Raw genomic sequence first — 16362 nt, forward strand, 5'->3', positions numbered from 1 at the left:
ATCCTGATGGTAGTTTGAAGGGGAAGTAGGTAGGCATACATTACTTTACTAATTTGATAATTTATGAAATTGGGAACTTATTTTTGTCTAAATGAGTTAACAAAATTTGTATAAAATAATTTACTCTGATCATATCGTTTCTTTGTAATAGAATAATAAAAAAGTATGTCACTAATGTTTTTACTGTATTGCCTATTAATTATCTCAGGATCATCAACCATTTTTTCTAATATGTTAATTAAATCCTTTTTTTCGTTAGTAGAAAGCTTTAGATAACATTTTTTCCACAACTGCGTCAATCCTTTTTCTTCAAAAAAATCCCTATGCCTTATAAAGTCATCTGGCATTGTCAATATCAAAAGAAACTCTTTTTCATTATGTCCAAACGCTCTAAAGAAAAAATCTTCTTCTTTTGGCACTACTCCTGATGTTACATTCAATATTACATTAACTGCTCTCAAATATTTGTTGTTCCAGTATTCTCCAATGTATTTTCTATCAATATTCTCAATTGATGCATATTTCATAGGGAAAGAAAACAATTGAATATTATTATTTTCTTTACGAAACTGTATATTTAAGTATAATCTTATCCATAAGTCTTCTGGCTTTTCGTCAAAATTATAAAGCAAATAATTAGAAAACTTAGTAATTCCGTTATCAACACATAACTTCATAGCTTTTAAATAATCATTTTTTGTTTTTAAACTATCAAAAGCAATTCTACATGGGTTCAGTGCTAACTCAGATAGTTTTTTTGCATTATCATTTGTAAACAATCTAGCATCTAATCCTTGATTAAAATCTACATATCTTTTAATCTTATGATAATTGTATCTATCGTAAAAATCTATTATAAAATCAGAATTATCTATAATGAAATCTATGACCTCAGAATCAGAATTATTATTAATCAACTCTATTGCATTATGCAAAACACTAGAATCTTTTTTACTAATCCTTTTAAAATTTAGATTAATAAATTCTTTCTTAATTCTATTAAGCAAATTATTATACTTCTTGTTAATTCTTATCCTATTAATTAGACTTTCAATATAATACTTCATCTTATTGTTTTTCTTAATTACATTATTGTTCGTCCCAAAACCACAAGAATTTATTATCTTTATAGCATTATAAAGGTTTTTAGAATACAAAATATTATTGTCCATTACAAGAAGATTTTTTTTTATACCAAAGTTACTATCAACATTTTTGATCTGTACTGCAATATTATTACAATCATAAAAAATAGGTTCAAGTGTTTTCACAGCACAAAAAACACATTTTCTTGGACATCCTCTAGAAGTATATATAAAATAACTATCAGCCATTGGGTACTCATAAGCTACATCCCAAAGAATATCATAATCCAACTCTAAAATATCAATGTTTACATTATCCTTATATCCTAATAAGTTAGATGAAATCAATTGATTAGTTAATATTTTAACTCCTGGAATTTCTTTTTCAAAGTTTTCAGGCATAATAGTTGCTGCTATACCACCAACAAATACGTTTTCTATTCCAACTATTGCTATATAATAACGTATAGTTTGAACACACATACTGAAATCAAAAGTAAATAGAGTTGTTATAAACACCTTATCGTACGTTTTGGCTTCGGTTTGTGGCATTAACCCCTTATGAAACTCAACAAAATCCCCATTTTTTTTATAATAAGTCGATATTTTCATCAAACCGATTGGAGGATATTTGTTCTTATAATTTGGCTCAACTAATAAAATTCTCTCCATTTCCATCACCAATATAAGTGTATCATGAATCGCGTGTATTGTTAAGTGTTTTTTATAATTTATCGTTTTTATTTGATACTAACCAAGTTATAAAATCCATAGTAGCGTTTACATAGTCAAAAGAAGTTGTTTGAGATAAATATTCCTTTATTCTAGTATTCATGTCGTTAGTAAGCTTTTGTTTTATAAATTTTTTCTTCTCAATATCATCAAAATCATCGAATTCTTTAGGCACACTATATTCAACTTCAACAGTAATTACATCACTTGCCAGCTTTTGTAAAGCTAAATTAGCAGATTCCCTTAACTGTTCTAGCTTTTCTGAGTTTTGCTCCATAACATCTTTATTTCTTCTATATTTCGATAACTCATACCTAGCTTTATAAATGTTTCTTACAAACTCAGCAAGAAGCTCTAAAAAATCAAATGAGTCTTTATCTGTTAACTCAATGAAAGTTCTTCTTGCATTGGTAGAAATGTTAATCTTATCTGTTATGTATAGTATGGCACCTATTCCTCTTACACTCTGTATTAATTCGCTTATTGAATGTTTAATCAAACCAGAATTAACGAGAATAGGTATTAACTCATTCTCATCACATAAGAAAAAATTATCTATGTATAATCTTATTCCAAAAAAACTATTACCTCTAGCGATTGCAATCTTGTCACGATTAAATGAATGAAATCCCACAGCATAATTTAAATCTATCATACAAGTGTAATCCCTTAACATATTTTTAGTGATTGGGCGTTCAATTATTTTATCATTAAATCTTATATTATAGGATTTTGCTGGTATAACACTTCTCTGAGGAATAGGTTCATTTAAATCCTCAAGTAAATATTTTACATTTGATTCATACAATTCATCTTTAAACTTAACTGGCAAAAGCCATCCAAGCTCCTGATAAAAGTCGGCACTTGCTATCGTTTGCATTAAAACATGTGTTACTTTTTCTAGTATGACTAGAAAACCTGTATCTTGCTTCGTGAAAATATCTTTATGGAGATTAAGTATAGATTGTATCTTAGCGAGTTTATTACCTTTTAAATGATCACTGTATGTTCCTATCTCATTCATTAAATCGTCTAAATCATAATCATTTAATTTATTTTTCAACTCCTTGTATTTAGAGCCATCAATATAGAATTCTTGAAAATCATTGTTCTTAAAGCTACATATATTTATAAAGATTAATTTATTACAGTATGGTAATCCCGAAAGTCTTCCAATGCCTTTATAACCAATATGTTCAGCTCTCTTTTTCTCAGAATTGGCAATATCAATCATTTTATTATAAAACTCATTTCGAGATATTCCATTACCATTATCTAGAAAACAAAGATTGCTATTATCTAGCCAGATTTTTGTAAAAAACTCATCTTCATCTATTTTAGATTTACCAAAAGAATCTACCGAGTTTTGTACATACTCTCTAAATACTACAATTGGTCTATCATATAATGATTCTGTAATAATATTCACTATACCCGCACCTACTTTTGCATTCATTTCTCTATCCTCCTATTTTACTCTGCTTTTTTTAAAATATGCTTGATACTCATTCAATAAAAATACATATTTTTCATAATTCCTTGCATCATATTCAAATCTAATTTTATTTTGCTCAATTGTAGATTTTAATAAATCTTCATCAATGTTCCTAATAATTAAAGACGATTCATCAAAGTCCAAATCAAACTTTTGTTCTAAATATGCAAATGGCTTTATGTAATATCTTTCATTTTTTTTATCTACTAACTTATTACATTCTGAACTAACTGCTATTGCATTATATGTATTTTCATCTATTACAATAATAGGATTCTTTGAGATTTGACTTTCTAACATATAAGCATTAATAACGCTATCACCATAAAACTGGTAATTTCGCTTATAAAACAATCTACCTTTAGCTATCCCTCCTCTAAAAAAGACATCCTGAGTCATTGCATATGCACTAAAGTGAACATAGATTTTTAGAAACTCAACTAAAATATCTTCTCTTTCAGTATAGAAATAAAGACTATCCGAAGTCTGTCCTGCATAGCATAATGATCTGCCACGTTTTACAAAGTTTGCTGAATTCATTAAGCTAAAATAATACCTAAATACTCTCTTGAATTTTTCAGCAAACTTATCATCTGTTGGATCGGTTATCGTTTGGCGGTTATCGTCGAAAGCTTTTTTGAATCCTAGCACATCTATAAAAGCGAAATAAACTGATTCTTTGAAATTGTACTCATTTTCATCTAAATCTACATGTTGTTTTTTATCAGGAAAATCCACTACAGGGATAGGGTTTTTATATCTTGGCATAGTAAATCCTCTCCACTTTAACATTTTTGTATTATGGTTTATTATTCAAATACTATGTTGTTGATAATCTAATAGCAAATATCAAAAGCTTCTCATTTAGAATAATACATATGATTACATTAATTACATAATGATATTTTCCGCCAACATATGTTAATATTTATGCTTAAAGCATTCTATGTGACACAGCATAACACCTTCAAAAACTTTTCGACAAAAATCTACATTAATAAACTCAAACGTTTAAATTTTAATAAATACGCAATTATGCACTAACTTTGATTTAATAATATTTCCATGTTAAAATATAAGAACACGTGTTCGATATGGAGGTTGATTATGGTACCCACAGAAAATTTAGATTTAATAATACAAAAATGTAGAATATTTAAGAAGTACGCTCCCTTACCTGATAATATTTTGGGATATTACTATTATGACGGTGATTATTACATAATTTTAATTAATAATATTTTGAAAGGTAACGAAAGACTCTATCGTACAGTCTTAGCTGAGGAAATTGGTCATTATAGGACTACTATAGGGGATATTACCCCTAGGAAGTATATGTGTAATAAGGACAGACTTGAAATAGATAAGAAGGAGCTGTTAGCTCTTAGGTGGGCTTGTGATTTTCTTATTCCCACTGATAGTCTTATTGAGCTTGTTAAAAACAAAAATGCCATATCATTGGCTGATATGGCTGATTATTTTATGGTTACAGAAGAATTTATGATGAAAAAGTTTGAGTTTATGGCTAAGATAAAGGCGGTTTGGGATTTAGATAGTAATAGAAAGTTGTGCTTGTTTAACTTGCCTTCTGTTTTTATTTATGAGGGTATATAGTTTTATTAATAATAAGTTTAACAACTCATTAACTGTTTAATAAATCTGAAAGCTCATAATATGAAATACTTTATTATTATAGCTTTAAACCCTAGTAATAAAGCAAATATAGTGAAGAGAAAAGGTACTGAATTATCAGCACCTTTTCTTTTCAACTTCTTAAAAAGTTTTGATTTATAGTGCTGCTTTATATTGCAGCACTAGGGGGAACATAGTTGGTTATAATAAGCTCTTTATACAGTCCTCTAGCATTTTTGGCTTTGGCCACAGAATAATGAACCTGGGTTTCAGTTAAATAATACCCTTTATACCACTCTCTTACTGTTGGATGATCATTTATTGTGAGAATGAATTTCCCTTTTACACTGGCTAAGGTATCTCTTAATAGTAAATGTTCATGTTCTCCAAATGTAGTGCTATATCCATCTGTCTCAAAATATGGCGGGTCACAAAAATGCACTGTATGTGGTCTATCATATCTATTTATTATGTCTTCGAAGCTCTTGTTTTCAATATAAGTATTTCTAAGTCTTTCTTTAAGACAATTGAGTGATGAAGAATTGAAAATATGTGGAGATGGATTTTTTGTTGTTCCATAGCCAAAGGAAACTCCTTTACTGGCGAAGCTCTGGGATACTAAATATATGAATCTTATAGCTCTTTGAATTTCAGTAAGTCTATTAGTATCAATTTCCTTATAAAAATCAAACAGATCACGACTACAGATTTCATATTGTATAAGCCGTTGAATTTCTTCACTATGAAATTTTATCATTTTAAAAAGGTTTACCAACTCTCCATCTATGTCATTAATTACTTCTACTTTACTTGGTTCCTTTCCAAAATAAACCCAGCCTACTCCAAAGAAAGGCTCTGTGTAGCATATATGCTCTGGTAGCATACTTACTATTCGCTTTCTTAAGCGACTTTTACCACCCATTCGTGGTATTGGTGGTTTAAGCATTATATCAACTCCTAAACTTTATTTTAAGCTTAGGGGATAGTTGAAAGTCTAAGATGTTTTTTGCATGTTGAGTAGTATTCGAACTCTTTTTTCTGCTGCAACATAGTCGGCAATATTAATATTTACTGACTTATTAGTATAAGCTAGCACTGCGTTTCTTAGTTCTTTTGTATCTGCAAAGTATATCAGGCTTCTATTTCTTTCAGGGTCCTTTTGGACATTAATTATTTTAAAGCCCTTTGCAACTAAAAAAACTATTGTATCCTTGTCTGTAATTAATCTGCTATTAATACTCATTTTACCTCCTTTTTCAGGAACACTAGGTTTAAATATATTTTATCAAAACTGCTGTTCGGTTTAAAGTTTCAAAAATAATCAATAGCACCTTTATTCTTGTTAATTCTTCTATTTTTAAAGTCTTGTTAATGGATATGGAATTTTGTATCGAACATAAGTTCGTATATAATTAAAATAAATTTATATAATAAGATAAGGGTGATTATATGGCAATGACTACAGAGAAGAAAGTTCTTAGAGCACTTAAGGAGTACTATAAGAAACATAACATTAGCCCTTCTATAAGGGAGCTCGTGAAGCTCAGTGGAATTAGATCAACCAGCACTGTACATCAGCATTTAACAAACCTTGAAAGACGAGGATATATTAGTATTGAACGGAGATGTCATCGTTCTATTTCACTAATAAAAAAGTAACGTAAATAGATTCAGGAAAGGGAGTAGCTTCATGATGGGGAATTCTAAAAGAGTTATTTTTCATATAGACGTAAATTCAGCATACCTTTCATGGGAAGCTGTTTATAGATTACAACAGGGTGATACATTAGATCTAAGAAATATCCCTTCAATAGTTGGCGGTGATCCAAAGACTAGACATGGGATTGTTTTAGCCAAATCCATCCCTGCTAAAAAATATAATATTAAAACTGGCGAAACTCTTAGTGATGCTTTAAATAAATGTCCTAATTTAACCATAATATCCCCTTCATATGGTTTGTATATGAAGGGGAGTAACGCGGGGTTCGGGTTTCTGAGCTTTCCAGTAATGAGTTTTTCCAGCGTTCCTTTTTCAATGATCCTAGATTAGATAAAAAGAGAGCCCTTGATAGTGTAATTGATGGGCTCAGAATTCGATATGGAACTGACAGTATTAAGAGAGCTATTTTTATTGATTCATCTGTTAAGTCCAAGATCGGTGGAGTAGGGGCAGATGATTATCCTATGATGGCTAGTATTTTATAGTATTGATTGATCATAATTATCTATTATAAGATAAATGAGGGCTTTAAAAGTACTTTTATAAGCAACTATTTATAATAATATCATCCATTTTTTGAGGATATTATTTATAGTTGCATTTGATAGGCTCTTTTTACTTTTATTATACTTAGATTAAAGAATAACTTCGTCAGTGCAATAGTTTCAAATGTTCCCATAATTATCCTTGTCAAAGCAATACAACTGTTGATCTACATCTTTCAGTGGAAGTCCTATTCTATCTTTAACTTTATTTATCTTTTTACATAATCTCTAATGAATATAAAGTTGCATACAACATCTATTTCACCAAGTATGGTTCAGCAGTTATGGTCACACTGATATGCTGAACAAAAGCTCATAGTTTGGCTGAAGATTTGTCTATTGTAAGATTTGATCTCGAAACTTTTGTTATACTTTTTTCTGTTAACAAAGTTAATTTTAAAAAACTATTAACCAGCTTGTCTGGTTTATATGATGACTTCCTCATTGTTATCGTCCTTCTCCTTTTGTTGTTTTTTACTAATTAAATCATCAATTACTAGAATTCTTGTTTTTAAGTCTTTTATATTATTATATGAAGCTTTTCTAGCCATGAATGACACAAACATGACAATTGTCAAAACCATAAATGCGAATAAAGTATATGCTATTAATGCCTCGTCTAACACATCATAATTTCTCTTATACATTATAAAATTATCAATATATAAATTTATTACTGATAAAATCCCACTCACAAATATAACTATTAAAGGTAATACATGTACATCATAGAAAGCAGGTTTCTTCACTTCTTCTAACTTTCCTTCAAGATAAAATTTCTCTCTTTTAAGATCCTTTAACAAATACTCTGAGTAGTTATATTGCATAAGATATATACTCTTATGATGTTGTTTATAAATATTTTCTTCTTCAACTGGAGTTATTTTAAAATCTTTAATTTCAATAAATAATACTCTGTGTTTAAATAATAGTTTCATAAAATTGATTATGTCAGTCATCAATACTGCTAAAATTACTATAGTTAACATCAAGAAAGCATGTCCTACAGAATCATAAGATTTGTTGGTTATGATCTCTTTTGAAATAAGTAAATCATTTAAAAATCCGATAGTTCTCATGGTCATGAACAATAAAATAGAAACGATAGAGAAAGAGATAAAATAATCAGTTTTTTCAACCTTTTCCTTTTTATTAAACTTTACATCATAAATTGGTATAAATCCAAACACATATCTTGTACTATATGAAACATCTTTTCTCATATTTTTAAACAAATATACCTATAATAACCATTTACATAAATAATGGCAACAAAATAGATCACTATAAGTACTGATGCATAAATACTATTTAAAACAAACAAATGCATTATTAAAGAAACAATTAAAGAAAATAATAAAGTTAAATGTGGACTGATATTTTTTTTCATTTACTCCCTCCTCTTTTGTTTAGAATACTTTAAACTTTTATTGTTTAATCAGAAAAAAATTCTACAAATATAAAATGCGTAATGGAAATCGTTTTTTATAAAAGTTATCTTGATTTTAATTATTACTACTTCTACATAATTTTTTTACATCCTTTATTTTTTACATAATATAACAATATATCTTTTATTCTGTATCAAAAAATAGAAAAAGGCTCAAAATGAGCCTTATATCAACGTTATTGCTAATAAGCAAGTAGAGAATATAAAAATAATATTATCTACCATGCTGTTTGTCCTAAGTGTAAGGGGCATCTTAATTCTTCTTTTGCTTAATGGATAAAACAGAGCCACTCCATTACTAGTAAATAAATCTGCTATTATATGTATAACTGCTCCTATACCAAGTCCTAGAGATAAGTAATACATATCATAGTATTGTGTTATCAAATAACATATGTATAACTCAACTCCTATGCCAGCTATGCTATGGGTAAACTCTCTATGGCTTGATAGTCCTGCTACAATAATAAAAATACTGAGTATCTTCAATAAGTCGTTTGGTGGGCCCAATCCTCCAGTGAGCATGAACAGACCTATAGATGTGAATAGAAGTATTTTAAATAGTTTGTTTTTAAAGGGTAGTATCTTCTGATTTATCATTGCTTTTGGGTGATCTATATCAGGAATGAGGGAGCCAACAACGGCTCCCCCTATTAATGATACAGTAGCAGTAATACCTGCAGGAGGAAACAGGGTTACTGCTACTGCTGTTCCTAGTGCTATATGGGTTTTTCCAGTCATCTTTTACTCCTTTCAAATAGTAAGGCCTCATGGCAATGCCATGAGGTTATTTTATCTATCGTGCTTATTTTTTATTCCTGGCTTTAATAACCTTAAAATATTTCCTTGAACTTCTAGCTCCAGCTCTACTTCTTTATAGCTAGTTCCCTTCCATGCTCTAACTGTAAACTTATATGGTTCTCTTAATCTATTGTTATTCTTATCTAGAGTTTCTTCTGTTGTTACCCAAAGGATAAACTTTATTGTATCTGTCTTAATATTAACGTGCTTATTTATCTGAGCTGTTACTGGATATTCCTGAGCTTCATATCCCATATCAACCCGTTTATCCATAGCTATAATATCTGGGTCTACAAATATTTCTAGCGTATCAGCATAGCCCTCTGTTGTTATATCAAATATTAACTGGTCTCCTGCCATTGCTGGATTAGGTAATAGGGTAGCTGAGACACTTAAGAAGTTTATAATATATGGGCCTCTGTATCTATAGTAGCTGTTTCCTGCATTATCGAAACTCTCCATGTGTAGATACCACTCACCTTCTGTATCTCTAGGGGTTGTTACGTTACTTTGTGTTGTGGTTGTCCATCCAGTGGTAGGCTTTGTGGTTGAAGTAGTCCATTTATACCTCATATCCTTTAAGGCACTACCTCCTGTGTCACTGGCAGTTATTGTTACATCTATTGCCTCCATTCCTTCATAGCTTTTTAAGTCTGTATCAATAGTAGGTGGAGTGCGATCTATTCTAACTTTTGAATTTGTATCTGTTGATGTATTACCTGCAACATCAATAGTTCTAGCATAGATATTCGTTATACCTGCATTAACTATATTAAATTGCCCTGTATATGTTGTCCAATTTAATGTTGTAGCTCCTGTTAATCTATACTCTACTCTATCTACCCCTGATAGATTATCTGTGCCATTTTTTATTGTAACAGGTACTTGTGATACATTAGTCCAGGCTTGATTATTATTTATTGTTGGTGGTGTCGGTGGCGTTCTATCTATCTTATATGGACCGAATACAGCTGCAGTATTTTGACCTCCACTATCCGTAGCTTCTATATGAAGATACCAAATTCCATCACTGGTTTGCGTTACATTAAAATTTGATTGTGTAGTTGTCGTCCATGCAGCTGGTGTTGTAATAGAATTAGACCAGGAGTGCCTTACCTGTGATATTGTTTTTCCCATAAAGGCATTTGCTGTAACCTGTAGTGTTAGTTCTCCATCTGTTATTGCCTTTTCTTTGTTATACCATCCTTCGGTTTTTTCAGGAGTAACCGTTATTATTGGAGGTATATTTTCTATAGATGTATTTATATGTTCTATTTTAGGAAAACTCCATACTCCTTCTCTATCTTCAACTGTTTGTAAAATTAAATATTCTTTATTAATATCTAAGATTGATGGTTTTCCATCTATCCACCTATTTGAATTTATCTCTTTGTATTTATAAATAACGTCTACTATACCTCTATCATATTTTGAGATATGATCTAAGTCGTAAGCAGTATTTCTTATACTTATAGTAAAGTTATTTTGAGTTGGATTATACTGTAATGTATAGTTGAAGTCAGATATAGCTCTACGGTGGGCATATAGATTAATTTCAGTCGTGTCTAAGCTCCACAGTCTGTAGGCATCAAATCTATTATCATCTTTAGGATTATCTCTTAATTGAGGAAGTGTTTTAAAGTGTCCTGCTTTTTCAAATTTTCTTATAGGCTCATTTATATATACTCCAGACCTTTCATCTAATCCCATACTGTTCTCAAAATAATTTGGATCATGTTGAAATAACCATCTTTCATCCATTATTGGATCATTTTCTTTGTCCTCATAGAAGGTTTTAAATTCTATTTCTTCATCTATAAGCACATAATAATCCAATAAAATATCTTCCTTTGCCTTTTGAATAATGTAATCACTTAACTCATTTATAGAATTGTCTATATCATCTATTGATAAGAATAATCCATTGTCGAAATTATTTACTGCAATATTTTCTATTTGCCCTTTATTATCGTTGTTTCCTACTCCTATAAAATTCACGTTGTTTTCTGCAAGTGTAGTTATGGTTTGTACAGGGTCTACTATTTCTATTTCAGGTTTATTACTGAAAAATATACTAAAGTTGTGTTTTTCTTTGTCCCATTCTTTTTTAGGTTTATATGCTAAATCTCTAACTAAGTCTCGAAAGTAAACAATATAAGCATTTACATCCTCTTTTGTATACATTCCTATTCCAAACTTCTTATTTAATAATTTTTGACCCCTACTGTGTCTATCTAGATATAATCCGTCTATTACAGTATCCCCTTCCCATACTCTTGCATATAAACTATTTCTATCCCAATTAATTGCAAAGGAATAAACTAAATCTTCATCCACTACATAATTACTCATTGGTGATTTTGAATTATTAGTATAGGTATAATCCTTTCCTGATACATAAGAAATATCCTTCATATCTAGTATATATTCTTCTCTTAATACAGGTTCATCACTAGCTATTCCTGAACCATAATAATATACTCTAGCATATCTATCTCCAAATTCAAATTGTCTTGTAAAATCACTATGATACGGATAACCTATTAAACCAGATACTGAAATACGCTCATATTCATAGTTTACATAATTAAACCTAACAAGTTCCACAGGTTGAGTCGTGTTATAGACAAATAACCCATAATCTGTTGCAGCTACAACCGCATCAGCTGTTGTTACATTTTCCCAATTATAATGGTTGAAAATTATTGTATTTATTTCCTTATCTGCTGCCATGTCTATAATTATCATATAAGATGAATGGCTTGTTTTAGGTTTAATCTTGTATGCCTTATCCCGTTTATAATCAAAATCGTATCTTTCGTCACTTTCATATTGCATTTTATATTTGTATACTAAATTTCCATCTTTGTCTATTTTATATACAGAAGTACCTCTTCTTATATAAAAATAATTATTATGATTTTCTAGACTTACACTTGAATTTGAACCATTGTTGTCTATTCTTTTTTTATTAACAACTTTTTTTTCTTCTAAATCTAAAGCTGCAAATGTAAGATCTTCTCCTGTGTCGAAAAAACAATATTCGGAGTAACAGAAATAAAGTTTATTGTCGAGAATGGCAGAAGCTTTTTTAAGGAATGTATTAGATTTATGACTTATATATACATCAAGATCATAGGTATCCTTAATCGTATTTGTCTCAATGTCTAAAATAACTACCCTAAGTGTATCAGTCCATTTTAAATTCACTTCATCTATTAACCGATAAGCAATTACAAGTTCTTCTTTTTCATGGTTAACAGCTACAAAGTCAGCTGTTTCCTTTAGCCCTGATGTATGATGACCTGCCTTTTTAAAATCAATAGGTATTTGTTTTTTTTCTAATTGCAAGTCTCTTTTATTAAGCTTACCAAGTGCCAAGTCTATGTTTATTTCATATTGAATGTTGTTTGCTTCAAGCTTTGGTATAAGAATTGAATTTAATTTACTTAATAATTGATCTTCACTGATACCCATTTCATCGTATGCCAGTGATATATCTACTTTAGGTTTTTTTAACATCTGTAAATTTACAACTGGAGCGATATTCTTTACTTCTATTACTTTTTTGTTTATATCTATGGTTGATGAATCACTGGTTTGTTTATATACAGAAAAATCAACATATATATTATGCAAAGAATTATTTATCACTTTTCTATATGATCCATTTGGTAAAGATGGATTTTTAAAATCTTCTGCAACTTCAAGTTCTAATCTATATTTGCCTATTTCTGATACATCTAAATCTAACGTAAAATCGCTTTGCCCTTTTTTTATTGTTTGAAGTAAAGACCAATTAGCATTATAACTTATTCCCTCACTATTATTATTATAGTTTACAATGTTCCCATTGTTGTTATTATAGTATACTTTCCATATTCTATCTTTTATAATGTCCCCATCTAGTGAATGGGACAGGTCAGTAGCTTTTATTGTAGCTTTATTATTGTTATCAGGGTCTCTAAAAATTGTTGTTACAGTAGTAAAGTCTACAATTGGTGCTAAATCAGGCTCTATTTTTCTACTAACTGTTGCTTCATCAGAATTTCCGTAGGTGTTCTCAACATACAACTTAAATTCTAGATTATTTTCACTATTGCTTTGTAATCTGAATTTATCTAGTCCAGTAATTATAACCTTTTTATTTTGATAGGTTATATTTCCTTCAGGAACTTCAAAATATACGTTCTCTAGTGTTCCTCCTTCTATAGCTGTAACTTCCCATTGTGCCTTAGACCAATCAATAGGATAAAGATCATTGCCTCTACTTGTTCTACCATCAACAATAATGGCATTATTAGCCCTGTTTCCATCTATTTTAATTCTTGCCTTTGGTACAGGTGGAATTACATTTACCATATGTGTGGTATAGTCTCCTCCATCAAATGAATCTACTACCTGAAGGCAAAGCTCATATTCTTTAATTTCATTAAATCTAGTATTAAGTGAAGGTTTATCTACACCATCTACATTTATATCATTAGGATCACTGTACCAAAGGTAATGTATCATTGTTGCTCCTGGTTCTTGTGTATATGATCTATATCCTGAAAATATAACATCATCACCAACCATAACCTCTGTAGGACCATTGATAATTGCTACTGGTGGCTCTTTAGGGTCTTGTGGTGGAGCAGGTGGCTCTTGTGGTGGGCTTGGTTTTGTCTTATATACATGGGTACTTACTTTTTTAACGTCACTTTCTATGTAGTAACTATCAATATATACTCTTGCTTTCATTTCATAGTTTTGTATATATTCTTCTTTACCATCCATAACAGACTTATTGATTAATTCGTTAAATACACGTTCTACACTCATTTCCTTTTCATTTACTACTTGCGTATTCCATTTACTAGCACCTTCAGGCTTAACAAATAAAATCCAATAATTAATATCTTCCTTATTATCAAAATTATGAAGAGTACCTTCCACATTAACTTTGGTAGGTATATCACTTCCTGTAAATTGTACTGATGCAGGATTTGTTATGCCATTAACATCTACATAAGTATCTGTTCTGGGTGGAGCTTCCTTCTTATAGTAGAATGTAAGAAAAGCCATTTTATTATCACCAGATAGTTTTACATTTCTACTTTCGATTTTTTCATTTCTACCGGCACTGGATACAAGTTCATCCCATGTATAGCCCACAGCAGATTTAACAAACTCATACTCTTGGAAATCTTTTTTAGAATAACTGTAATTTCCTGCTGTTAGATTGCTTATATTTTCTACGGGGATTATGTTCTCTCCTGTGTCTAAGTCGATATGTCTAATCTCAGCCCTTGCATATTCAGCTACAACTCTAATCCATGAAAAATACCACTTCCAAATGACTCCATCAATGTCCACTCTTTTATCGTCCAGCATAGAATGGCTTCCGTTATCACTCCAGTTATGATATGTCCCACCTGTGGGCAATTTTACGTTTTTATCGTCCCTTACTGCAAGATAAAAGTCCCAGTATCCATCTGTATTAATAGTTATTTCTTTACCAACTGGCGAAGTGTTTTTATGCCCTTCTATTTTTGTACTTTGTGAATGTACTTGAAAATCCCATGACTTAAATTTTCCTCCTGAACCACGAGTAGAGTTATCATCAGAGACTTTAATTTTATCTCCGACAACCACCCTTTTTATTACCCCACTGTCGGAAGTAATGTTTCCTACATTTTTATTATCTGCCCCATCAATATGCTGCACCTCAAATTCTGCATGGGGTTTATCTACTCTTTCATTATTGGAATCCCATACTACAACATCCCTGTAATCCTCTATAGGATAGCTATTGGAAAAACTATATATCGAAATGCTCGTAATTAGAGTTATAGCTATCAACACACAGGACAAAGTTCTTTTAAACTTCATCAAAACCACTCCTTAATCAAAATCTTCATCGGCAATATACTCAACATAGACTGTTTCATAATACTCCTTAATTACATCACCCTTTTTTATAGAAATCTTTATATCAATTTGCATACCATCATAAATCGTTATTTTATCAATATGATCTCTTGTTGTGTAATATTTTCTTGCTAGTTGAGTAATTTCACCCTCATTATTTCTAAATGATTCTCCCATGACTCTCCAATTATTTAATTCATATTTTATGTAATTAGATGTCATCCATTGTCTTACTTCAATAATATTTAGTTCGGGATTACTAATAAATTCAGCTTTAATATTATAATCATCTGTATATTCTTCGTAGTTGTCTAGATATAAAATAAAACGAAAACCGTATTTTTCATTATGCTCAACCCTAAACACTGGCTCAATAAAGTCCTCTGCTTTTTCAATAACAGGTATTTCCCTTTCTGTAGGGTCAAGTATTCTTATAAGTATTGTAGAAACTTCTGCCCTTGTTGCTTGTCTTTCGGGTTTAAAGGATTTATCGTTGTAGCCTTTTATAATTCCTAGTCCTGCAACTTTAGCTATATGATTTTTGATTTCTACATCAACCCTATTTAAGTCTGTAAAATAGCTTTTCATATCCTCTAAATTACTAGGCACTTCATCCATTGCCCTTGAAACCATTATGGCTATTTCTTCCCTTGTGACGGGTTTATCTAGATTTTCATAGGATTTAAGTATATAACCTTTTTCTATTGCTACAGATTCGTAGCTTCTTGCCCAATGCCCACTATTAGATATTCCTACATCTTCTCCAGTAGTTATTACTGCAAGCATTTTTATAAATTCTCCACGGGTTGTATTGTTTTCAGGTCTAAAAGTATCATCTGAATAACCTTGTATCACTCCTGTAGATACTAATTTTTCAACATATCGTTTAGACCAATGCCCTTCAATGTCAGTAAAACTTAATGCAAATACACTTAATGTTGTTAAAGTTAATGTTAAAACAAGCGTTATAATTATAGATTTTTTCACGG

At 30.3% G+C, this 16362-nt stretch carries 12 protein-coding genes; 3 read left to right on the forward strand and 9 right to left on the reverse strand.

What is annotated here, in order from left to right; translation table 11 throughout:
- Positions 1-77: 77 nt before the first annotated feature.
- The 3 genes from F8154_RS05655 to F8154_RS05665 are packed head-to-tail and all read right to left on the reverse strand — an operon-like array spanning position 78 to position 4080.
- Complete coding sequence (locus tag F8154_RS05655) at positions 78-1766, reverse strand: hypothetical protein (protein ID WP_192930175.1); 1689 nt, start codon at positions 1764-1766, stop codon at positions 78-80.
- 43 nt (positions 1767-1809) lie between these two features.
- Positions 1810-3273 carry an ATP-binding protein gene (locus F8154_RS05660; RefSeq protein ID WP_151860637.1) on the reverse strand — a complete coding sequence of 488 codons (1464 nt, stop codon included), beginning with the start codon at positions 3271-3273 and terminating at the stop codon, positions 1810-1812.
- Between the two features lie 12 nt (positions 3274-3285).
- On the reverse strand, positions 3286-4080 hold the full coding sequence (locus tag F8154_RS05665; protein WP_151860638.1) for a hypothetical protein: 795 nt from the start codon (positions 4078-4080) through the stop codon (positions 3286-3288).
- 339 nt (positions 4081-4419) lie between these two features.
- On the opposite strand from F8154_RS05665, the gene F8154_RS05670 reads away from it, so the two are divergent.
- Positions 4420-4926, forward strand: coding sequence for an ImmA/IrrE family metallo-endopeptidase (locus tag F8154_RS05670; protein WP_151860639.1), 507 nt, complete (start codon positions 4420-4422; stop codon positions 4924-4926).
- Positions 4927-5113: 187 nt separating this feature from the next.
- On the opposite strand, the gene F8154_RS05675 is transcribed toward F8154_RS05670, so the two are convergent.
- Together F8154_RS05675 and F8154_RS05680 are read right to left on the reverse strand one after the other, a co-directional pair.
- A complete protein-coding gene (locus F8154_RS05675; RefSeq protein WP_151860640.1) occupies positions 5114-5890 on the reverse strand; it encodes a DNA adenine methylase in 777 nt (258 codons plus the stop codon).
- Between the two features lie 48 nt (positions 5891-5938).
- On the reverse strand, positions 5939-6187 hold the full coding sequence (locus F8154_RS05680; protein WP_151860641.1) for a DUF5659 domain-containing protein: 249 nt from the start codon (positions 6185-6187) through the stop codon (positions 5939-5941).
- Positions 6188-6393: 206 nt separating this feature from the next.
- On the opposite strand from F8154_RS05680, the gene F8154_RS05685 reads away from it, so the two are divergent.
- Together F8154_RS05685 and F8154_RS05690 are read left to right on the forward strand one after the other, a co-directional pair.
- On the forward strand, positions 6394-6603 hold the full coding sequence (locus F8154_RS05685; RefSeq protein ID WP_151860642.1) for a LexA family protein: 210 nt from the start codon (positions 6394-6396) through the stop codon (positions 6601-6603).
- A gap of 31 nt (positions 6604-6634) precedes the next feature.
- Complete coding sequence (locus F8154_RS05690; RefSeq protein ID WP_330577840.1) at positions 6635-6994, forward strand: Y-family DNA polymerase; 360 nt, start codon at positions 6635-6637, stop codon at positions 6992-6994.
- Positions 6995-7634: 640 nt separating this feature from the next.
- Here the strand turns inward: F8154_RS05690 and F8154_RS05695 are convergent.
- From F8154_RS05695 to F8154_RS05710, 4 genes are all read right to left on the reverse strand, one after another.
- The gene (locus F8154_RS05695) at positions 7635-8432 is read right to left on the reverse strand and encodes a hypothetical protein (RefSeq protein WP_151860643.1); all 798 of its coding nucleotides are present in this window, start codon (positions 8430-8432) and stop codon (positions 7635-7637) included.
- Positions 8433-8824: 392 nt separating this feature from the next.
- On the reverse strand, positions 8825-9400 hold the full coding sequence (locus tag F8154_RS05700; RefSeq protein WP_151860644.1) for a metal-dependent hydrolase: 576 nt from the start codon (positions 9398-9400) through the stop codon (positions 8825-8827).
- 51 nt (positions 9401-9451) lie between these two features.
- Positions 9452-15334: an OmpL47-type beta-barrel domain-containing protein gene (locus tag F8154_RS05705; protein ID WP_151860645.1), complete on the reverse strand. Its 5883-nt coding sequence runs from the start codon at positions 15332-15334 to the stop codon at positions 9452-9454.
- 12 nt (positions 15335-15346) lie between these two features.
- Complete coding sequence (locus F8154_RS05710) at positions 15347-16360, reverse strand: S-layer homology domain-containing protein (RefSeq protein ID WP_151860646.1); 1014 nt, start codon at positions 16358-16360, stop codon at positions 15347-15349.
- Positions 16361-16362 lie beyond the last annotated feature (2 nt).

This window comes from Alkaliphilus pronyensis (genome assembly GCF_009017275.1).
Lineage (GTDB): Bacteria > Bacillota > Clostridia > Peptostreptococcales > Natronincolaceae > Alkaliphilus_C > Alkaliphilus_C pronyensis.